Annotated in this window: 19 protein-coding genes and 1 pseudogene; 9 read left to right on the forward strand and 11 right to left on the reverse strand. The window is 67.8% G+C overall.

All coding sequences use genetic code 11. From position 1 onward, the window contains the following. Nucleotides 1-46: 46 nt before the first annotated feature. The 5 genes and pseudogenes from ACIPUB_RS01415 to ACIPUB_RS01435 all read left to right on the forward strand — a co-directional run bounded on the left by ACIPUB_RS01415 (nucleotide 47) and on the right by ACIPUB_RS01435 (nucleotide 4,431). Nucleotides 47-496 (forward strand): MaoC family dehydratase N-terminal domain-containing protein, encoded by a 450-nt coding sequence (locus tag ACIPUB_RS01415; protein ID WP_407605792.1) that lies wholly within the window; start codon nucleotides 47-49, stop codon nucleotides 494-496. After that, nucleotides 496-936 (forward strand): MaoC family dehydratase, encoded by a 441-nt coding sequence (locus ACIPUB_RS01420; RefSeq protein ID WP_407605793.1) that lies wholly within the window; start codon nucleotides 496-498, stop codon nucleotides 934-936. Before ACIPUB_RS01415 ends, ACIPUB_RS01420 begins: the two co-directional genes overlap by 1 nt. A gap of 77 nt (nucleotides 937-1,013) precedes the next feature. Then, nucleotides 1,014-2,186, forward strand: a complete 1,173-nt coding sequence (locus ACIPUB_RS01425) for an MFS transporter (RefSeq protein ID WP_407605794.1) — start codon at nucleotides 1,014-1,016, stop codon at nucleotides 2,184-2,186. Nucleotides 2,187-2,196: 10 nt separating this feature from the next. Next, nucleotides 2,197-3,276 (forward strand): annotated as a pseudogene (locus tag ACIPUB_RS01430) (UDP-N-acetylmuramate dehydrogenase); the annotation flags it as partial. An 18-nt stretch (nucleotides 3,277-3,294) separates the two neighbouring features. Continuing rightward, nucleotides 3,295-4,431: a winged helix DNA-binding domain-containing protein gene (locus ACIPUB_RS01435; RefSeq protein ID WP_407605795.1), complete on the forward strand. Its 1,137-nt coding sequence runs from the start codon at nucleotides 3,295-3,297 to the stop codon at nucleotides 4,429-4,431. Nucleotides 4,432-4,539: 108 nt separating this feature from the next. Here ACIPUB_RS01435 and asd read toward each other — a convergent pair whose 3' ends face one another. The 4 genes from asd to ACIPUB_RS01455 all read right to left on the reverse strand — a co-directional run bounded on the left by asd (nucleotide 4,540) and on the right by ACIPUB_RS01455 (nucleotide 7,417). Beyond that, nucleotides 4,540-5,658: an aspartate-semialdehyde dehydrogenase gene (gene asd, locus ACIPUB_RS01440; protein ID WP_407605796.1), complete on the reverse strand. Its 1,119-nt coding sequence runs from the start codon at nucleotides 5,656-5,658 to the stop codon at nucleotides 4,540-4,542. Between the two features lie 156 nt (nucleotides 5,659-5,814). Beyond that, entirely contained in the window at nucleotides 5,815-6,048 is a 234-nt protein-coding gene (locus ACIPUB_RS01445; RefSeq protein WP_407605797.1) for an NF038396 family protein, read from the reverse strand. Continuing rightward, complete coding sequence (locus tag ACIPUB_RS01450) at nucleotides 6,045-6,617, reverse strand: dihydrofolate reductase (RefSeq protein ID WP_407605798.1); 573 nt, start codon at nucleotides 6,615-6,617, stop codon at nucleotides 6,045-6,047. Before ACIPUB_RS01450 ends, ACIPUB_RS01445 begins: the two co-directional genes overlap by 4 nt. After that, nucleotides 6,614-7,417, reverse strand: coding sequence for a thymidylate synthase (locus ACIPUB_RS01455; RefSeq protein WP_407605799.1), 804 nt, complete (start codon nucleotides 7,415-7,417; stop codon nucleotides 6,614-6,616). The genes ACIPUB_RS01450 and ACIPUB_RS01455 overlap by 4 nt, the downstream gene beginning before the upstream one ends. Nucleotides 7,418-7,737: 320 nt before the next feature. Here ACIPUB_RS01455 and ACIPUB_RS01460 point away from each other — a divergent pair, with 320 nt between their 5' ends. Further along, nucleotides 7,738-8,181 carry a VOC family protein gene (locus ACIPUB_RS01460; protein ID WP_407605800.1) on the forward strand — a complete coding sequence of 148 codons (444 nt, stop codon included), beginning with the start codon at nucleotides 7,738-7,740 and terminating at the stop codon, nucleotides 8,179-8,181. A gap of 258 nt (nucleotides 8,182-8,439) precedes the next feature. Here ACIPUB_RS01460 and ACIPUB_RS01465 read toward each other — a convergent pair whose 3' ends face one another. The 7 genes from ACIPUB_RS01465 to ACIPUB_RS01495 all read right to left on the reverse strand — a co-directional run bounded on the left by ACIPUB_RS01465 (nucleotide 8,440) and on the right by ACIPUB_RS01495 (nucleotide 16,152). Further along, a complete protein-coding gene (locus ACIPUB_RS01465) occupies nucleotides 8,440-8,820 on the reverse strand; it encodes a GntR family transcriptional regulator (RefSeq protein ID WP_407605801.1) in 381 nt (126 codons plus the stop codon). After that, a complete protein-coding gene (locus ACIPUB_RS01470; RefSeq protein ID WP_407605802.1) occupies nucleotides 8,817-10,649 on the reverse strand; it encodes a hypothetical protein in 1,833 nt (610 codons plus the stop codon). The genes ACIPUB_RS01465 and ACIPUB_RS01470 overlap by 4 nt, the downstream gene beginning before the upstream one ends. Before the next feature lie 123 nt (nucleotides 10,650-10,772). Continuing rightward, nucleotides 10,773-11,096, reverse strand: coding sequence for a GNAT family N-acetyltransferase (locus ACIPUB_RS01475; protein ID WP_264270803.1), 324 nt, complete (start codon nucleotides 11,094-11,096; stop codon nucleotides 10,773-10,775). Nucleotides 11,097-11,183: 87 nt separating this feature from the next. Next, nucleotides 11,184-12,140 carry an NUDIX hydrolase gene (locus ACIPUB_RS01480; RefSeq protein ID WP_407605803.1) on the reverse strand — a complete coding sequence of 319 codons (957 nt, stop codon included), beginning with the start codon at nucleotides 12,138-12,140 and terminating at the stop codon, nucleotides 11,184-11,186. 13 nt (nucleotides 12,141-12,153) lie between these two features. Continuing rightward, the gene (locus ACIPUB_RS01485) at nucleotides 12,154-14,367 is read right to left on the reverse strand and encodes an RNA degradosome polyphosphate kinase (RefSeq protein WP_407605804.1); all 2,214 of its coding nucleotides are present in this window, start codon (nucleotides 14,365-14,367) and stop codon (nucleotides 12,154-12,156) included. A gap of 83 nt (nucleotides 14,368-14,450) precedes the next feature. Beyond that, nucleotides 14,451-15,428, reverse strand: coding sequence for a mycothiol synthase (mshD, locus tag ACIPUB_RS01490; RefSeq protein ID WP_407605805.1), 978 nt, complete (start codon nucleotides 15,426-15,428; stop codon nucleotides 14,451-14,453). 25 nt (nucleotides 15,429-15,453) lie between these two features. Further along, nucleotides 15,454-16,152, reverse strand: coding sequence for a winged-helix domain-containing protein (locus ACIPUB_RS01495; protein ID WP_407605806.1), 699 nt, complete (start codon nucleotides 16,150-16,152; stop codon nucleotides 15,454-15,456). 215 nt (nucleotides 16,153-16,367) lie between these two features. Here ACIPUB_RS01495 and ACIPUB_RS01500 point away from each other — a divergent pair, with 215 nt between their 5' ends. From ACIPUB_RS01500 to ACIPUB_RS01510, 3 genes are all read left to right on the forward strand, one after another. Then, complete coding sequence (locus tag ACIPUB_RS01500; protein WP_407605807.1) at nucleotides 16,368-17,090, forward strand: hypothetical protein; 723 nt, start codon at nucleotides 16,368-16,370, stop codon at nucleotides 17,088-17,090. Between the two features lie 226 nt (nucleotides 17,091-17,316). Further along, nucleotides 17,317-17,916 (forward strand): FABP family protein, encoded by a 600-nt coding sequence (locus ACIPUB_RS01505; RefSeq protein ID WP_264270809.1) that lies wholly within the window; start codon nucleotides 17,317-17,319, stop codon nucleotides 17,914-17,916. Continuing rightward, a complete protein-coding gene (locus ACIPUB_RS01510; RefSeq protein WP_407605808.1) occupies nucleotides 17,913-18,992 on the forward strand; it encodes a YgfZ/GcvT domain-containing protein in 1,080 nt (359 codons plus the stop codon). Before ACIPUB_RS01505 ends, ACIPUB_RS01510 begins: the two co-directional genes overlap by 4 nt. Nucleotides 18,993-19,117: the final 125 nt, after the last annotated feature.

Consider the following 19,117-nt stretch of genomic DNA (forward strand, 5'->3'; position numbering starts at 1 on the left):
CAGTCACCAAAGCCCCAATTCGTCCCACACAGGAGCGGCACAACAGATGAGCATCAATCCCGAACTGGCGGGCCGGATCTACCCGGCCCAGGACCCCTACGTGGTGGGCCGCGAAAAGATCCGCGAATTCGCGGCAGCGGTCAAGGCCACCCACCGGGCGCACTACGACCTGGACGCCGCGGCGAAACTCGGCCACAAGGACCTTTTGGCCCCGCCGACCTTCGCCATCATCGTGGCGCAGCAGGCCGATGCCCAGCTCATCGCCGATCCCGCCAGCGGCATCGACTTCTCCCGCGTCGTCCACGCCGACCAGCGCTTCACCCACCACCGCCCGATCGTCGCCGGCGACGAGCTGCTGGCCGAACTGCACGTGGACACCGTGCGCGCCATGGGTGGCGGGGCCATGATCACCACCCGCTCCGAAATCACCACGGCGGCCGGCGAAAGGGTCGCCACCACCGTTTCCTCGCTCCTGGTACGCGGAGAGGACCAGTAATGATCGACTTTGACACCCTTGAAAAGGGCCAGCCCATCGGCACCACCACCATCCGCGTGAACCGCGCCGACCTGGTGCGCTACGCCGGGGCCTCGGGGGACTTCAACCCCATCCACTGGAACGAACGCTTTGCCACCGAGGTCGGGCTGCCAGGGGTCATCGCCCACGGCATGTTCACCATGGGATCGGCCGTCCAGCTGGTTTCCGACTGGGCGGGGAACCCCGGGGCGGTCATCGACTACCAGACCCGCTTCACCAAGCCGGTCCCGGTGGCAGACCCGGACGGGTCCAACCCGTCGGACTTCGAGGGCACCGCCATCGAGATCAGCGGCGCCATCGGTGCGCTGGACGCCGAGGCCCGCACCGCGCGCGTTGACCTGACCGTCAGCGTCGAGGGCACCAAGGTGCTGGTCAAGGCCCAGGCCGTGGTGCAACTCTGAAACCAGCACCCCAACCCGCATCGCCCGCCCCGGCCGGGCGTCGGGGCAACCCCGAGGTCCGGCCCTGGCGCAACGGCGTGCTGGCGCTGTACCTGGCCTCCGGGCTGATGCTCGCCACGCTGGTCTCCCGGCTGCCCTCGGTGCGCGACGCGCTGGGGCTGAGCCACGGGGAGGTGGGCCTGCTGCTGCTGTGCATGACGGCCGGCTCCTTCGCCTCGGTCTCGGTCTCCGGGTTCGTGGTCATGCGCCTGGGCTCCAAGCGGACCCTGGTGCTGGCCGCCTCGCTGACCGCCGTGGCGCTTGCCGTGGTGGGCGTTGCGGCGGCCGGGTTCCACTCGCTGGTGCTCACCGGGACGGCACTGGGCCTCCTGGGCGCCGGCAACGCCGCCTGGAACGTTTCCTCCAACGTGCAGGGAGCCGCCATGGAACGGGCCCTGGGCGTGCCGATCATGCCGGTGCTGCACGGCTTCTTCTCCGTGGGCACCGTGCTGGGAGCCGCGGCCGGGGCACTGGGAGCGGCGCTGCAGCTGTCCATTTCCTGGCACTTCGCGGCCATGTCCGCGGCCGTGTTGGCCATCATCTTCACCGGCACCAAGGCCTTTAGGCCCGACGCCACCAACGCCGGCAGCGGGCACTCCAACAGGTCGCTGCTGGCCGACGCCTGGCGCGAACCGCGCACGCTGGTGCTCGGCGTGCTGGTCCTCGGCATGGCGCTGGCCGAGGGTGCCGCGGGGGACTGGGTCGCCCTGGCCCTGTCCGACGGCTACGGGGCCATCAACTCCGTGGGCGCCATCGGCTACGGGGTCTTCGTCACCGCGATGACCCTGGCCCGCCTCGGCGGCGGGTTCGTCCTGGCCCGGCTCGGGCGCGTGGTGGTCATCCGGATCTCCGCTGCTTCCACCCTGGCCGGCCTGCTGCTCTTCGTCCTCGGCCCTTCCCTGCACACGGCCTTCGCGGCCCTGGTCTTCTGGGGCCTGGGGGTGGCGCTGAGCTTCCCGGTGGCCATGACCGCGGCATCGGATGACCCGATGCGCGCCGCGGCCCGGGTCTCGGTGGTCTCCACCATCGGCTACGGCGCCTTCCTGGGCGGCCCGCCGCTGCTGGGCCTGCTGGCGGACCGCATCGGGCTGCTGCACGCCCTGGGCTACGTGGGCATCCTCGTGGTCATCTCCTTCTTCCTGGCCCCGGCCGCCGGTCCCCGCAGGGCCGCCACCGTGGCGGCACCCGCAACCACCACCACCGAACACTAAGGCGCAAACCACCGTGAACACCCAGCTGCTCGCACCCCTGACCACCACCGGCGTCGGCGGCCCCGCCGGCACCTTCGTCCGTGCGGACACCGAGGCGCGGATCACCGCCGCGCTCTCCGCCGCTGACGCGGCAGGGGAAGAGGTGCTGATCATTGCCGGCGGCTCAAACCTGCTCATCGACGACGCCGGGTATCGGGGCACGGTGCTGCAGATCGCCAACCAGGGGGTCTCGATCGGCAAGGAGCTCTCCGACGGGCGCATCCGCGTGGACATCGCCGCCGGGCACCCGTGGGACGACGCCGTCGCCCAGACCCTGGCCGCCGGGCTCTCGGGGCTCGAGGCCCTGTCCGGGATCCCCGGATCGGCCGGGGCCACCCCGGTGCAGAACGTCGGCGCGTACGGATCCGAGGTCGCCCACACGCTGCTCGAGGCCAAGTTCTACGAGCGCGCCACCGGCACCACCAGCCACTTCGGGAATGCCGGGTTGGGGTTCGGCTACCGCGACTCGCTGCTCAAGCGCACCACCGTCAACGGCTCGCCCGCATTTGTGGTGCTCTCGGTGACCTTCGCGCTGGAACGCCGGGGTGACTCCGCGCCGATCCGCTACAAGGAGCTGGCCCGCACCCTGGGCGTCGCGGTGGGCGAACGCGCCGATGCCGCCGCGGTGCGCGCCACGGTCCTGGAACTGCGTGCCTCCAAGGGCATGGTGCTGGACGCCGCGGACCGCGACACCTTCTCCACCGGCTCCTTCTTCACCAACCCGATCGTGCCGGCCGCGGTGCTCGACTCGCTGCCCGAAGGAGCCCCGAACTTCCCGGTGGACACCCCTGGCATGGTCAAGCTCTCGGCGGCCTGGCTCATCGACAACGCCGGATTCGCCAAGGGCTTCGGACTGGAGGGCACCGACGGGGAGCAGCTGGCCGGCGGCCGGGCGGCCCTGTCAACCAAGCACACCCTGGCCATCACCAACCGCGGGAACGCATCCAGCGCCGACGTGCTGGCCATCGCCCGCGCGGTCCGCGCCGGGGTGCTGGCGCGCTTCGGCATCGAGCTGCACAACGAACCGCTCTTGATCGGCTGCTCCCTGTAGGGAATCGTTGGGTTCACCATGGCAACCCAACCGCACCACCTCACCCTTGTGCAACGCAACGCCGTCGCGCGCCTGCGCCTGGCCGCCCAGGGGCTGCTGCCCGGGATACCGGCCGCGACCCTGCCGGCCCCGGCAACCACGCCGGCGGACGTGGTCGCCGCGCTGGGCATGATGCAGGCCCAGGACCTGCCCCAGGCCTGCTGGGGCGTGGGGGTCCGCCTGCCCGGCACCGGGCTCGGTGCGATCCATGCGGCCCTGGCCGACGGGTCGGTGATCCGGTGCTGGGGTGCACGCGGCACACTGATGCTCATCGATCCGCGGCTGCACGGTGCGCTGCTGGCCGTGACCGCGCAGCGGATGAACGCCAAGATGGCAGGCACCAGGGCACAGGAAGACATCACCGAGGCCGAGATCGGCAGGTTGGCCGATGTGGCCCGTGAGCGCTGCGCAGGGACCGGCGCCACGCGCGCCGAATTGCTCCGTGCCTTCGAGGATGCCGGATCGAGCATCGAGGGGCAGCGCGGCTACCACCTGATCGTGGCCGTGAGCCTGCGCGGGGTCATCGTCCAGGGCCCCATGGAACCCGGAAGCGAGACCCGGCAGTTGTTCATGGCCGCCGGGTCCTGGCTTCCGGAGACAGGACCACATCCCGACGCCGATGGGGCACTGGCGATGCTGGTGCGCGGCTACTTCGAATCCCATGGCCCCGCGACCGTTGCCGACTGCGCGTGGTGGCTCGGCCTGCCCCTGACCCCGGTGCGTGCCGCCGTGGCGGCGCTGGACCCGGTGCTGGTCCGTGCGGAGCTGGGCGGGGACACCTTTCATTTTGCCGATCAGCACCGGGAACGCTGGGAGCATCCGCCGGGGGCACGCAGCGTTCTCGCGCTGCCCGGGTTCGACGAGTTCCTGCTCGGTTACCGGGACCGCTCGGTGACCCTGCCGGAGGAACACGCGCAGGTGGTGACGCCGGGGAAGAACGGGATCTTCCTGCGCACCGTGGCCGTCGGCGGGCAGATCATCGCCACGTGGGAGCTGGCCGGTGCCGGCAAGGCGCGCACCGGGCGTTTTGTCCCCTTCGGGCCGGAGCCCGGGGAAGGCCGCGCCCGGCAGATTGCCGCCCGCTTGGACGCCTACCTGGAGTTCCGGGAGAACTGAGGCGCCCGGCGGGCAGCGAAAAGGCCGGCCGCCGCCCCCGGCCCCTCAAGCGGGGGAACGGGGACAACGACCGGCCTTGGGTCTTCGTGCCGCCGGAGGACGCCTTGGTTAGAGGCGGCCCTGGGCGATGGCCAGCATGCGGCGCAGTGGTTCCGCGGCGCCCCAGAGCAACTGGTCGCCCACGGTGAACGCGGAGATGTACTCCGGGCCCATTTCCAGCTTGCGGATGCGTCCCACCGGGATGTCCAGGGTGCCGGAAGCGGCGACGGGGGTCAGCGCGTCAACGGTGGCTTCCTTGGTGTTGGGCACGACCGTGGCCCACTCGTTGTCCTCGGACAGCAGCTTCTCGATCTCGGCCACCGACAGATCCTCGGTGAGTTTGAGGGTCAATGCCTGTGAGTGCGAGCGCATGGCGCCGATGCGGACGCACAAGCCGTCCACGACGACCTTGTTGGCCTCGGTGTTGCCCAGGATCTTGTTGGTTTCGACCCCGGCCTTCCACTCTTCCTTGGACTGGCCGTTGCCCAGGTCCGCGTCGATCCACGGGATCAGCGAGCCTGCCAGCGGGACACCGAACTGGGTGGCGTCCAAGCCGCCGCGCTGGGCTGCGAGGACCTTCCTGTCGATCTCCAGGATTGCCGAGGCCGGGTCGTCGAGTTCGGTGGCGACGTGGCTGTTGATGTCGCCGAACTGGGTCAGCAGTTCGCGCATGTGGCGGGCGCCGCCGCCGGAAGCAGCCTGGTAGGTCATGGAGGTGCTCCACTCGACCAGACCGTTCTTGAAAAGTCCGCCCAGGCCCATCAGCATGCAGGAGACGGTGCAGTTGCCGCCCACAAAGTCCTTGGTGCCGGAAGCCAGCGACGCGTCGATGACGTTGCGGTTGATCGGATCAAGCACGATCACCGAATCGTCGTTCATGCGCAGCGTGGAGGCGGCGTCGATCCACAGCCCGTCCCAGCCGCGCGAGCGCAGCGAAGCGTGGACCTTCTGGGTGTAGTCCCCGCCCTGGGCGGTGACGATGATTGGCAACTTGGCCAGGGTGTCGATGTCATAGGCGTCCTGCAGCGCGGGTGCGCCGTCGGCAAAAGCCGGGGCTGCACCGCCCGCGTTGGACGTGGAAAAGAATACGGGGTCGAGATTCGCGAAGTCGCCCTCGTCCTGCATGCGTTGCATCAGGACGGAGCCAACCATGCCGCGGTAACCGACAAAGCCAACGGATGAAGTCATGGTTCCAGCTTAAGGGGTAACAACCCCACGGGAGGAGTCGGTTACGTACCAATGCCAATCGGCGCAGGTGTTAATGTAGGGTGCCGCCCCACGGAATGAACCCATGGAGGGGCGCCCCAGCTGTACGCGGATCGGCGGGCCGGTCGCGTGGTCGTGCTATTTGTTGCCGTCGGCCAGCAGGGCCTTGCGCATGCCCACCAGTTTGAGGGAGCCGAAGGCAAAGACCTGGGTGAATACCAGCAGCAGGATCAGGCCCATGATCTTCGATCCCGTGAGGACCATGAAAAGGCCCAGCCCGGCAAAAATGAGGGCGAAGAGCGGAAAGAGCATGTACCCGAGCACAAAGAGCGCCTCGGGGTTGGTCTTCAGTGCCTTGAGGGCTTCCTTCATGACTTCCGCTCCCACGCCTCGACGCGGTATTCGGTGCCGTTGGCAGCTGTCAGCCATCCGGAATCGGGATCCGAAAGCAGCTTCGTCCATGCAGAGTCCAGGGCCGGGGCCTTGGTGTCGCCCTTGGGGCTGGCATTGATGACGGTCTTGACGGCCAGGTGGGCACCATCGGTGAGCGCGGCGTAGATCTCTCCGCCGCCGATAACCCAGATTTCCTCCGCGCCTTCGGCAGCCCGCGCTGCCTTCAGGGCCTGGTCGGTGGAGCCAACGGGAACCGCGCCGGCGGCGCGCAGTGCGCCATGGCGGGATGCATCACGGGTGATCACGATGTTGGTGCGCCCGGGCAACGGGCGGAACTTCTCCGGGAAGGACTCCCAGGTCTTGCGTCCCATGATCACCGGGTGGCCGTTGGTGGTGCGCTTGAAGTGGGCCAGGTCCTCGGGCAGGGACCACGGCATGGTGCCGCCGGCTCCGATGATGCCGTCAGCGGCCTCGGCCCAGATCATGCCGATGCGCTCGCTTGTGGTGGTTTCGGCGCGGTGTCCGGCGCTCTGGTTCGTGTTGCTCATACGGCGATGGGGGCCTTAATCGTCGGGTGGTGTTGGTAGTCCTCGATCACGAAGTCGTCGAGTCCGTAGTCGAAGATTGAATCGGGGGTGCGCGTGATGCGCAGGCGCGGGTACGGGTAGGGCTCGCGGGTCAGCTGCTCGGTGACCTGCTCCACGTGGTTGTCGTAGATGTGGGTGTCTCCGCCGGTCCACACGAACTCGCCGGGTTCCAGTCCAAGCTGGTCGGCCATCATGCAGGTCAGCAGCGCGTAGGAGGCGATGTTGAAGGGAACGCCCAGGAACATGTCGGCACTGCGCTGGTAGAGCTGGCAGGAGAGCTTGCCGTCGGCCACGTAGAACTGGAAGAACGCGTGGCAGGGCGGCAGTGCCATGTTCTCGATCTCGGCAACGTTCCAGGCGGAGATGATATGCCGGCGCGAGTCCGGGTTGGCGCGCAGCGAGTCCATGACCTGGGAGATCTGGTCGATGTGGCGTCCGTCGGCCGTGGGCCAGGAGCGCCACTGGACGCCGTAGACCGGGCCCAGCTCGCCGTTTTCGTCGGCCCACTCGTCCCAGATCTTCACGCCGTTCTCGCGCAGGTAGGACGTGTTCGAATCCCCGCGCAGGAACCACAAAAGCTCCACTGCCACGGACTTGAAATGCACGCGCTTGGTGGTGATCAGCGGGAAGGATTTGGCGAGGTCAAAGCGCATCTGGCGGCCGAAAACACTTGAGGTTCCGGTGCCGGTGCGGTCGCCCTTGGCGGTGCCGTTGGCCAGGACGTCCCGGAGCAAATCTTCGTAGGGGGTTTGAATCTTCACTGGTTCAGTCTAGACGGTGACGGGAGAAGTGCCGCGGAAGCCAGTATCCGATAGGCGCCCACAGGGGCTCGGCACGTGCCGGGGCCGGTTTGAACCGGCGTCGGTACGCGGGCCGGTGCCTTGATGTGATTCCCGGCTCGCGGGCGCGTCGGCGTGGGTGGGCGTCCCGTCCCGTCCAAGGGCGGCCAATCCACACTTCGCATGGAACACCCTATGGTGATCAGCCACCACTTCACGGCCCGCTCAGGCGATCGGCCGACGGACAGCCGGTGGAGCCTCGCCTCTGGTGTTACTCTCGCCGCCTTGGTAGCTTTCATCGCATGGCCATCAAACTTGAGAACGTCGGAATCGCCGTTCGCGACCTCGAAGAGGCAATCGCCTTTTTCACCGATCTCGGCCTCACGGTCATCGGACGCGACACGGTCAGCGGCGAATGGACCGACACCGCTGTCGGCCTTGACGGAAACCACGCCAACATCGCGATGCTCCAGACCCCGGACGGTCATGGTCGCCTCGAACTCTTCGAATACATCCATCCCAAGGCGATCGAGTCGAACCCGACACGTCCCAACGACATCGGCATGCACCGCGTGGCCTTCTCGGTGGACGACATGGACAAGGCCCTCGAGGTGGCAGCAAAGCACGGGTGCCATCCGCTACGCGGAGTGGCGACCTATCAGGACGTGTACAAGCTCACGTACCTCCGTGGCCCCAGCGGAATCCTCGTGATGCTTGCCGAGGAACTGAAAAAGACCGACACCTGAATCGACCCCATCGTCCGGGACGTTACATTCGGCTTTCGCTCCGACACGCCACAAGCCAGGGATCCGGAAGTTGCCAGCCCCAGCCGTTGCCATCGACGGCGTCGGAACGAGTCCTTGCAGAATGGTGCGTAGTTCTTCCTCGAGGCAAGCCACCCACGCAGATATCGCACGTGGAAGTCGCGGTTCGCAACGCCCTTTGACGCCCGGTTGGCACCGGCTTTTCCCAACTGGGCAGCACAACCAAGGGTCGCGCCGGTCCTATGCGCCGGAGCGCAGCTTGCCCTGGAACAGGGAGAGTAGGGCGGCGTCGTCGATCCCGCTTTGCCGGGCGGTGGCGATGAGCTCGTCCATCAGGGAATGGACACGCTGCTCCGGCGCGGTGGCCGGGCGCGCGGCGGGGCTGGTCACCACGGTCCCCAGCCGCCGCCGGCTCTCGACAAGGCCGTGGGCCTCGAGCTCCTTGTAGGCCCGTGCCACGGTTCCGGTGGCCACGCCTAGGTCGCCGGCCAGGGCGCGCACCGTCGGCAGCCGTGTCCCGTCCGCCAGGTGGCCAACGGCAATCAGCGAGGCGATTTGGGCACGGATCTGTTCAAACGGGGGAGTGGCGTCGCGAAGGTCGACGGTGATCAGCGTGCTCACTGGCTGCTCATGCTAGGGGTTTGTGGGCTGTGTCGCTGCGCCGGGTAGGCCGTGGCGGCCGGCAGCAGGCATAGCAGAAGGCCCAGGACCAAGGTGGAGAGTTGGAATCCCGATGGTTCTTGGGACACGTACATTGACTCCCCATAACCGGCGCCGCCAGGGGTCCAATAGGTGGGGTCGCCCAGGATGGAGGCAACGAGCAGCGACACGCCACCGAGTAGCCGCATCCCGCGATGGGCCAGGATGATGCGGATCTTGGTGTCCTCGATGGTGCTGGCCCCGTGCAGCGGGCGGCGGCGAGCTGCAGTGCCTTGAAGCGTCCAGCCCAGGGCGGCCACCACGGCCAGAATGCCGGCCATCCACCATGCGGCGACCCGTGTTGCCGCCGGGGCGGCGAGGACAAAGGTCGTGATGGTTGCGATGGCCGCTGTCACCGACATGGAAACCACCACCAGGAACCATACCGGCAACAGATGTCGTCGTGGTTCGGCGTGGACGGGATCCTGCCCCAGCCGGCGGATGATGATCCTCGAGGCTGCGAGGTTCAAGACGAGGTAGATGCCGGAAGCCGCCAGCAAGGCCAGCGACAGGGAGCCTAGTGCCTCCAGCCGGGTAGGTGCGAGGGCCGTGAACGAATAGGTCCGCATGCCGTCTTCCGCCGTGGTGACAACGGGGCTGGCGCCCACTCCGGCGAACAGCACAATGGCCAACACCGGGACGAGGGAAACGAATTGGGTCAACAGCAGGAAGTCGCGGGCCTTGGCGAAGGTGCCCGAGGGTGTTCCGGCCACCGCCTGGACGGATGCGGAAGGTTCGGCGAGCCGCGGCGGCGCCCAGGCCAGAATCACCACGACGACCAGCAACATGCACAGGAAACCGGTTCCGGACAGGACGTTGGCCCGGTCCTGGGCGGTCGAGTCGAATCCGACTCCGGGATCCCCGAGTGGCATGGCCAACTCGCCGCGTGCCCGGATTCCATCGGCCAGGTAGTTCAGGGCCGCCGCACCGAATCCGGAGACGACGAGGATGGCGGTCCGCAGTAACCGGTTGATCCAGATGGAGCGCAGGACCGCATTGTCATGCGCGTCCAGGGAATCCAGCGGCGGGCGACGCACCACCACAGCGGCGGCGCCAAGGGTGCCCAGGAGCACCAGTCCGAGCCCGCCGAGCAGGTATGGTCCGACCTCGGAACCGGGACGAACCCCGGCAACGCCCGAGACATAGGGTTGCCCGGGCTTCGCCTCGTCCCCGGTGGAATAGTCCTCCAGATTGTCCAGGTCAACAACGTGCCCGAACTCGTCCACCGGGTTTCCATACTTGTCCTCCGCTCCGTTGTAGACAGGGCCCTGGCGGGTCTCCTCGCTGCCGATGCGGCTCGGGGCCCCCGGATCGTTCCAGGCCACGATGAGAAGCGCAGTGCTGATAACGGTGCACAGAAGCAGGAATCCTGCCAGGAAGCGCGGGAAGACGTCCCTGACGCGGCGCACCTGAAGGGATGCCGAGCGCACCGGCCGCAGGTGCCTGGGCCAGGTGAATTGCCCCAGGATGTACACCAGCCCGAGCCATAGCCCGGGGGCGGCGGCGTGCATGAGCATGGTGGGGGCCGCGGGGTCTGTGGGCGTGCCGGGGGACGTGCTGGCCCAGAGGTTGGCCAAGCCGGAAGTTCCCGACGCCAGGAAGGCGATCAGGGCCGTCCAGAACGCGTGGCGCGAGATGGACTCGGTGGTGTTTTTGGCGTTTGGGCTCGCCACAAAGAAGCGCAGCAGCACGTAGATCAGTGCGGCCGAGCCGGCCAGGCCGAAGCCGATGGAAGTCAACGCGTCGCTCATCCGGGTCTCCTTGGGGGGATCAAACTTTGTCTCAATGTATCAAGTCATTGAGACAAAGTTTAGGTCCCCGGCTCCACAATGGCCCGATGCTGGTCGAATCGTTGCCGTGTGGCCACCTCGGGCTCAAGCGAGCAGGTCGTTGTACTCCGGGTAGCGCCGCAGGTAGTCCTGCACGTAGGTGCACTCGGGAACGATCTTCAGCCCGCGTTCACGCATCTGCTCCAGCACCAGCGTGACCAGGGCCCGGGCATAGCCGCGGCGGCCGTATTCCTCGTTGATGATGGTGTGCTGCAAGGTCGCGACGCCGTCCTCCAGCCGGTACCCCAGGAAGCCCACGAAGGTGGCTCCGTGCCAGAGCCCGTAGCGTCCGCGGTCCGCGTCGTGGTCCAACCGCAGCCCCTGGTGCACGATCTTTTCCTGGGTGGTGCCGTGATCCTGTTGGGCCATGATGCGCTCCTTAGCAAAGCTCGAAAACCGTACCGGCGCCGCGCCAAACGGGCGCCTAGTTATGAGACTACCGTGAAGGGGTGGGCTCTAGTCGTCAAACGCGTCGTAAACTTCCACCGAGACAAGTTTCCCCTTGCCAGAGGCCGGTTGGTGGACCACGATGACGGCGCCGGGACGAAGGTACGGGTCCTCGGCGGGAAGGAAGGGCGTCAGCTCGCCATTCATGCGCGTACGGAGTTCGGCGAGCACCAGCGGCAGCACCGGGCGGTGCGTGCACAGCGCCTGGGACCGGCGCCTGTCCAGCAGTTTGGCCACGGTGCGCTGCGCCTTGGCCGGGCGACGCGTGGCCTCGTACTCGGTGACCGATGCGAGCAGCTTGAGGGTGAACCGGTGCTGCTGCAGGTAGGGGGCAACCGTCTGCACGCAGCGTGTCCAGGGGCTCGATGCCACCTTGGCCGGACGCCAGGAATCCAGCAGCCTGGCCACGGCCAGTGCCTGCCGCCGGCCGGTGGCCGCCAGCGGGCGTTTGCCTTCCTCGCGGGTCCAGTTGGAGCGAGGCTTCGCCTTGGCATGCCGCACCACCACGAACGGGCGGGTTTCCAGCGTGCCGTTGTCGTGGGCCTGGACCAATCCCTCGAGCGGACCCAGGTCCCCGGGGTTGGTGATCCACTGGCGCGCAACCTTGGGCGTGGCCCAGCGCACCGCGTCGGTTTCCTTCCCGTCCGGGACCGGACGGGTGCCGGGGGACTTTGCCGCCCAGTAGTAGACAACCTTGTTTCCGGCACCGACCGGGTAGGTCATGGCGGGCAGCGGAATGCCCAGTTGGACATCCAGGCCGACCTCCTCGAAGACCTCCCGGGTGGCGCACTCGGGCATGGTCTCCCCGTCGTCGAGCTTGCCCTTGGGCCAGGACCAGTCGTCGTAGCGGTCGCGGTGGATCATCAGGACCTCAAGCTCGCCGGCAACGACGCGCCAGACCAGGGCCCCGGCGGCACGCACGGCAAATTGACCTTCGCGGATTTCGGCCGCATCGCTTGAACGCACGAAATGCACGCCCTTAGCGCCTGACCACGGTGCGCTGGCGGGCACGCGATTCAATGAGCCAGGACTGGATGTCGGCCAGCGGGGCCCCGTCCTCGTCCTTGTGGTGCCTGGTCCATTCGCCGTCGGAATCCAGGTGCCAGCTGGCGGTGCGTGGATCCATGTAGCGGTCAAGGAGCAGCACCAGGTCGTTGATGTCCTCGCGGCTGCTCAGCGACACCAGCGCCTCGACGCGGCGGTCCAGGTTGCGGTGCATCATGTCCGCGGAGCCGATGTAGATGATCGGTTCCCCGGCGTTGGAGAACATGAACACACGGCTGTGCTCCAGGAACCGGCCCAGGATCGAGCGCACGCGGATGTTTTCGCTCAGTCCCGGAACCCCCGGGCGCAGGGCGCAGATCCCGCGGACGATCACGTCCACCTGCACCCCGGCCTGGGAGGCGCGGTAGAGCGCGTCGATGATGGCCTCGTCGACCATCGAGTTCACCTTGATCACCACGCGCGCGGCCAGCCCGGCCTTGCGGTTGGCGATCTCGGATTCGATCTTGTCGATCAACCCGCTGCGCAGCGAACGCGGGGCCACCAACAGGCGCCGGAACGTCGAGCGCGGGGCGTAGCCCGAGAGCTGGTTGAACAGGCGCGAGAGGTCCTCGCCGACCGCGTCGTCGGAGGTGAGCAGGCCCAGGTCCTCGTAGTAGCGGGCGGTGCGCGGGTGGTAGTTGCCGGTGCCGATGTGGCAGTAGCGGCGCAGCTTGTCGCCCTCGCGGCGGATCACCAGGGAGAGCTTGGAGTGGGTCTTCAGGCCCACGATCCCGTAGACCACGTGCACGCCGGCCTGCTCGAGCTTCCGCGCCCAGGAGATGTTGGCCTGCTCGTCGAACCTGGCCTTGATCTCCACCAGCGCCAGGACCTGCTTGCCGGCCTCCGCTGCATCGATGAGCGCATCCACGATCGGCGAATCGCCGCTGGTGCGGTACAGCGTCTGCTTGATCGCCATGACCTTGGGGTCGGCCGCGGCCTGCTCCAGGAAGGCCTGCACGGAGGTGGAGAAGGAGTCGTAGGGGTGGTGCAGCAGGATGTCGCGGCGGCGCATCGCGGCAAACACGTTGGCTGCCTTGGAGGTCTCGGACTCGTTGAGGAAGCGCGAGGTGTGGGCCAGCTGCTTGGGGTAGTGCAGGTCGGAGCGGTCGATGTTCGCGATCACCCCGAGCCCGCGCAAATCCAGCGGCGCGGGCAGCGCGAAGACCTCGTCCTCCTCGATGCCCAGCTCGCGCACCAGCAGGGCACGGATGTTCGGGGATATGTCCTCCACGACCTCCAGGCGCACCGGGGGACCGAAGCGGCGGCGAAGCAGCTCCTTCTCCAGGGCCTGGAGCAGGTTCTCCGCGTCGTCCTCCTCCACCTCGAGGTCCTCGTTGCGGGTGACGCGGAAGAAATGGTGCTCGACGATGTCCATGCCCGGGAACAGGTAGTCCAGGTGCACGGCGATCACGTTCTCGAGCGAGATGAAGCGCGCGACCCTGCCCGCGGAGTTGCCGGCGCGCGGGCCATCCACCGAAATCAGCCGCGGCATCACGTCGGGCACCTTCAACCTGGCAAAGAGCTCCTTGCCGGACACCGGGTTGCGGACCACCACTGCAAGGTTCAGCGAGAGTCCGGAAATGTAGGGGAAGGGGTGCGCCGGGTCGACGGCCAGCGGGGTGAGGATCGGGAAGACCTGGTCGATGAACCAGCGGCGCAGCTCCTCGCGGGCGCGTTCGTCGAGTTCCTTCCAGCCCACCAGCAGGATCTGCTCCTTTTCCAGGGCGGGGCGGACCTGCTCGGCGAAGACCTGGGCGTGGCGCAGCTGCAGGGCGTGCGCGTCGGACAGCAGCAGCTCCAACTGGTCGATGGGGCTGGTTCCCGTGGCGGAGGGCACGGCAAGGCCGGTGGCGATGCGGCGTTTGAGGCCGGCGACGCGCACCATGAAGAACTCGTCGAGGTTCGAGGAGAAGATCGAGAGGAAGTTGACCCGTTCCAGCAGCTGCATTTCGGGATCCTCGGCCAACTCCAGCACGCGGGCGTTGAAGTGCAGCCAGCTCAGCTCGCGGTCAAGGAACCTGTCGTGGGCGAAGTCGCCCTCGGGGATCGGGGAGGGCTCGAAGTCGGGCAGCTCGATCCGGTCCTGGGTGGCCCGGGCCGCCGGGACATCGGTGATGCCCAATGCGGAGGTGACTGGGTACGGATCCATGGCTGTTGCCCCTAGCGTGGATGAGGGTGGAGATGTCGCGTGCCCACGGCGAGCCGGATGGGCACGCGGCCTTGCGTCACTGTCTACCTTACCGAAACCGGTGCGTACATGACGTCGACATCCCACTTGGTGAAGCCCAGTTTCCGGTAGAGCGAGACGGCAGCGGTGTTGTCGGCATCCACGTAGAGCATCAGCGCATCCAGGCCCAGGGAATTGAGGTGGTCGATGCCTGCCAGGGTGAGCACCTTGCCCAGCCCGGTGCCCTGCGCCTCGGGGATCACTCCCACGACGTAGATCTCGCCGATGGCCTGGTGCTTCCCGGTGGTGGGGGAGGACACCGCGGGGTGCACCTTGGTCCAGTGGAAGCCCAGGATCCTGCCGGTGGCATCGACGGCCAGCAGGAAGCCTGCCGGATCGAACCAGTCCTCCTCCATGCGCGCGGCCAGGTCGTGGCGGGTCATCGCACCCTGTTCGGCGTGGTGCGCGAAGGCCGCTGCATTCGCCGCCACCCAGCCCTCGGCGTCGGTCTCCGGGTCGAAGGCGCGGATGGAAATGCCGGCCGGGACCACCGGGGCGGGCACCTGGGTGCCGGTGACCATGCGCATGCGCCACAGCTCGCGCACCGGAATGAAGCCAAAGCGCTCGGCCAGCTTGGCCGCGGCCTCGTGGTTCCCGTGGGCCCAGGCGCGCAGCCTGCCCAGCTCGGTCTTGCCGGCCAGGGCCGTGAGCAGCGCGCCGGCGATGCCCGAGTCGCGGAAGGCGGGGTGCACGACCATTTCCAGGGTCCCCGGCGCGCCGGCATCGCCGAGCACCGCGACGGCGGCTCCCACCAGTTCGCTGGAGGACGTGTCGGACCCGTCCTGGAGGTAGGCGTAGGCCCCCAGCAGGGACGCCGATTCGGGGGCGCTGCGCAATTCGAGGAGGGTCTGTTCGCTCAGCGGAGGGTTGCCGTCGGCTTCCTCCCCGGCGGCCACCAGCAGGTGCAGCGCGGAGAGCACGCCCGGGTCCGGGGCGCCGGCAAGCATGTCGATGGTGACTTCGGGATTTGTCGCAGCGTTCATATCCCTAAGATAGCCGCAGCGGCGCCTAGGCGTCGATGACCTCGGGGTTGTCGTGGCGTTGCGAGGCGAAACGGTACCCCACGTTGCGCACCGTGCCGATGAGCTGTTCGTGGTCGGTGCCCAGCTTGGCGCGCAGCCGGCGCACGTGCACGTCCACTGTCCGGGTGCCTCCGTAGTAGTCGTAGCCCCAGACCTCGTGCAGCAGCTGCTCGCGGGTGAACACCCGCCCGGGGTGCTGGACCAGGTACTTGAGCAGCTCGAATTCCTTGTAGGTCAGGTTCAGCGGGGATCCGTGGACCTTGGCGGTGTAGCTGGCCTCGTCGATCAAGACGCCCGCGGCGCGGATCGGGGCACCGGCGGTTTCCCCGTCGGGGGCCGAGCGGGCGATGGCCAGGCGCAGCCGCGCCTCGACCTCGGCGGGTCCGGCGGTGTCAAGGATCACGTCGTCGACCTGCCAGGATGCGGAGATCGCCGCCATTCCGCCCTCGGTCAGCACCAGCAGCAGCGGGCAGGCGATGCCGGTGGTGCGCAGCAGCTGGCACAGCGTGCGGGAGGCTGCCAGGTCCTTGCGTCCGTCGACCAGCACCACCTCGGCGCCCTCGGTGGTCAGCAGTGCCGCGCCCTGGGCGGGCATGACGCGCAGCGTGTGGGAGAGCAGTCCCAGGGACGGAAGGATGTCGGACGAGGGCCCGGGGGCGTTGGTCAATAGCGCGATGACGGCCATCGATGCGATCCCTCCCACATGCTTGGGTTGCCGATTTACCGGCGCGGGCAGCATATGCCGCCCAGACCCGAACCATCGGTGTTTACATCATGAAGTATAGATTGCCGTGCGTTTCCATTACGTTTCCGACGCTTGTAACACGCACCGCCGCCCGGCGTCCAAACGGGGTGTGAAGGGCGGGATAAGGCAGGATGTAACCTGTGAGACTCAAAGTTTTGGCCACAGGAACAATTGCCCTTGCACTGGTTGTCGGGGCGAACTTTGTGCCCGGTGCCACGGGCTGGCCGGTGCTCGGCATCACCCTGGCGTTGCTGGCCGCGTTCGCGCTCGGCTGGCCGCGCCTGATGAAGGTGCCCGCGCCGAATCCGGTGTCCCTGGTGATCTTCGTGGTCGGCGCGGCGGCGGCGGTGCTGGGCCTCTGGGCGCGGCCGGGCCCGGGGCTGGGATGGGTGGCACCGTCGCTGGCCGCCGGCCTCATCCTGATGTTCGTGACCCAGCTGGTGCGCGGCACCGACGCGCAAAAGCGGCTGGATTCGGTGGCCACCGGCATCTGCGGCATGCTCATCGCCGCATTCGGTTCCGGCTGGGCGGTGCTGGGGACCGATCCCGACGGCCGTGCCGTGGCCCTGATGGCAGGGATCGCCATCCTGGGCGCAGCGGCGCCCGGGGTCTCGCGGCTGCCTGACCGCGTCGTCTTCCCGCTGGGCTTTGTGCTGGCAGTGCTCTTCGGCGGTGCCGCCAGCCTGCTGCACCCCGATCTCAGCGTGGTTCCGGGCCTGGTCCTGGGTGCGGCCTGCGGCCTGGTCGTCGTGGGCACCCGCGCCATGCTCGTTTCCCTGGGCGGTCCCAAGGGGCCGGCGCAGATGGCCGCCGCCGCACTGGCCCCGTTGCTGGTCTGCGGATCGGTGACCTGGTACGTCATGTTGCTGTTGGTCTAGCCCCCGGGGGCAAGCGGGCCGCCGCCACGGCCGATGTCATGAAAGGCCCGGGGTGCCCGCCGAACCGGTTAGGATGGTGGCATGAACGAATACCTTGGACTCGAAATCTTCTTCCTCTCGCTGCTGACCCTGGCGGGCCTGGGCATGGCCGGCTTCGCCGGACTCGTCGTGGCGCGCCTCTTCAAGGGCCAGAAGTAAAGAACAAATAGCACTAGGAAGCGCACGCATGGCAATCGAGATTCCCACCGACCTGACCCCCGAACTGGTGCCGCTGTCGTGGCTGATCGGGACCTGGGAAGGCACCGGCCGCCTGGGCGCCGGCGAGGCGGACGACGAATTCTTCTTCCAGCGCGTGAGCTTCAACCAGAACGGCCTGCCGTTCCTGGAATACAGGTCGGAATCCTGGATCACCGACGAGCAGGGCAACACATTGCGTCCGCTCACCGTTGAATCGGGATTCTGGTCCCTGGAGCGTCCCATGGTGGACGCCGACCTCGGACCGGGAATGACCCCCGGCGATGTTGTTCCCGCCCTGCGTTCGGCCCAAGACGTTGAAGACTTGCGCACCGACGAGGGCGGGTTCAAGATCCAGGTCGACATCGCGCACCCCGGGGCGATCTGTGAACTGTATTACGGCGTCATCAAGGGCCCGCAAATCCAGCTGGCCACCGACCTGGTGATGCGCGGCACCAACGCCAAGGACTACGCCTCGGCCACCCGGATCTACGGGCTGGTCAACGGGGACCTGTTCTGGCGCTGGGATGTATCCACCGGCGGCAACGACCTCAAGGCACACGCCTCGGCCGCCCTCAAGAAACAGGGATGACCACCATGGCGCTTTCGCCGTTGTTGACACGACCCGGCGCCGTCGCCGCGTCCGGGATCGATGAGGGCGTCGCCGCCCACTACGGGGAGCTGAACAAGGAGCAGCAGAAGCTGCTCGCCGGCACCGCGGTGGCCGACCTGTCCCACTTCGGGGTGGTGACGCTGTCCGGCGAGGACCGCCTCTCCTGGCTCAACACCCTCTCCAGCCAGTCCCTGACCGGGCTTCGCGAGGGCCAAAGCACCCAGACGCTGCTGCTCACGGTGCAGGGCCGCATCGAGTTCGACATCCGCGTGCTCGCCGACGCCGACAAGCTCTGGCTGGTCGTCGAGCCCGGCCAGGCCGAGCCGCTGGCCGCGTTCCTGACGCGCATGCGCTTCATGCTGCGCGTGGAAATCACCGATGTCTCTGCGGAATATGCCGTCGTGGGTGCCTGCGCACCGCAGCCGGCCTTGGCGCAGTACCCGGTCTGGATCGACCCGTGGCCCGGCGTCACCACCGGAGGCTACGCCTATTCGGAGCCCGAACACCCGGGGAACGAGCGCCCCTGGTACCTCTACCTCGTGCCCGCCGGCGAACTGGAGACGGCCGTGGCCGGTCTCCCGCTGGCAGGGATGCTCGCGGTGGAGGCGCTGCGCATCGCCGCCTGGCGCCCGCGCTTCGGCTTCGAGACCGACGAGAAGGCCATCCCGCACGAGCTGGACCTGATCCGCACCGCCGTGCACCTGGACAAGGGCTGCTACAAGGGGCAGGAAACTGTGGCCCGCGTGCACAACGTCGGGCGCCCGCCGCGCCGCCTGGTGTTCTTGCAGCTGGACGGCTCGATGCACACGCTGCCGGCCCTGGGTTCCCCGGTGATGGTGGGGGAGAAGGTCGTCGGCTCCCTGACCTCGGTGGCCACGCACTTCGAGGCGGGGCCCGTCGGGTTGGCGCTCATCAAGCGCAACATCGACACCGAACTCGAGCTGGAGGTCGTTGACGGCGAGGAGCGCTATGCGGCCAAGCAGGAAGTCATCGTGACCCCCGAGGCCGGGCAGATCGCCGGCAGGTTCACCGGGTTCATCCGCCCGCCGCGCTAGAAAACACTACGTGATGCAGGACGCCCGGCCGGGGAATCGGCCGGGCGTTTTGCATGGACGAGCATGAAGGAAAGCCCGGTGAAGTCCTCATATATCGTTGGGCAGGTAGTCAGCGGGGCAGCCGC

This window comes from Paeniglutamicibacter sp. ORCA_105 (genome assembly GCF_045798545.1).
GTDB classification, from domain to species: domain Bacteria; phylum Actinomycetota; class Actinomycetes; order Actinomycetales; family Micrococcaceae; genus Paeniglutamicibacter; species Paeniglutamicibacter sulfureus.

Coding starts and splice junctions, on each gene's coding strand:
- ACIPUB_RS01510 (WP_407605808.1), top strand. CDS start 17,913: ATGACCACCATGGCGCTTTCGCCGTTGTTGACACGACCCGGCGCCGTC.
- ACIPUB_RS01495 (WP_407605806.1), bottom strand. CDS start 16,152: ATGGCCGTCATCGCGCTATTGACCAACGCCCCCGGGCCCTCGTCCGAC.
- ACIPUB_RS01475 (WP_264270803.1), bottom strand. CDS start 11,096: ATGGCCCAACAGGATCACGGCACCACCCAGGAAAAGATCGTGCACCAG.
- ACIPUB_RS01445 (WP_407605797.1), bottom strand. CDS start 6,048: ATGAAGGAAGCCCTCAAGGCACTGAAGACCAACCCCGAGGCGCTCTTT.
- ACIPUB_RS01415 (WP_407605792.1), top strand. CDS start 47: ATGAGCATCAATCCCGAACTGGCGGGCCGGATCTACCCGGCCCAGGAC.
- ACIPUB_RS01435 (WP_407605795.1), top strand. CDS start 3,295: ATGGCAACCCAACCGCACCACCTCACCCTTGTGCAACGCAACGCCGTC.
- ACIPUB_RS01420 (WP_407605793.1), top strand. CDS start 496: ATGATCGACTTTGACACCCTTGAAAAGGGCCAGCCCATCGGCACCACC.
- ACIPUB_RS01505 (WP_264270809.1), top strand. CDS start 17,317: ATGGCAATCGAGATTCCCACCGACCTGACCCCCGAACTGGTGCCGCTG.
- asd (WP_407605796.1), bottom strand. CDS start 5,658: ATGACTTCATCCGTTGGCTTTGTCGGTTACCGCGGCATGGTTGGCTCC.
- ACIPUB_RS01460 (WP_407605800.1), top strand. CDS start 7,738: ATGGCCATCAAACTTGAGAACGTCGGAATCGCCGTTCGCGACCTCGAA.
- mshD (WP_407605805.1), bottom strand. CDS start 15,428: ATGAACGCTGCGACAAATCCCGAAGTCACCATCGACATGCTTGCCGGC.
- ACIPUB_RS01450 (WP_407605798.1), bottom strand. CDS start 6,617: ATGAGCAACACGAACCAGAGCGCCGGACACCGCGCCGAAACCACCACA.
- ACIPUB_RS01470 (WP_407605802.1), bottom strand. CDS start 10,649: ATGAGCGACGCGTTGACTTCCATCGGCTTCGGCCTGGCCGGCTCGGCC.
- ACIPUB_RS01485 (WP_407605804.1), bottom strand. CDS start 14,367: ATGGATCCGTACCCAGTCACCTCCGCATTGGGCATCACCGATGTCCCG.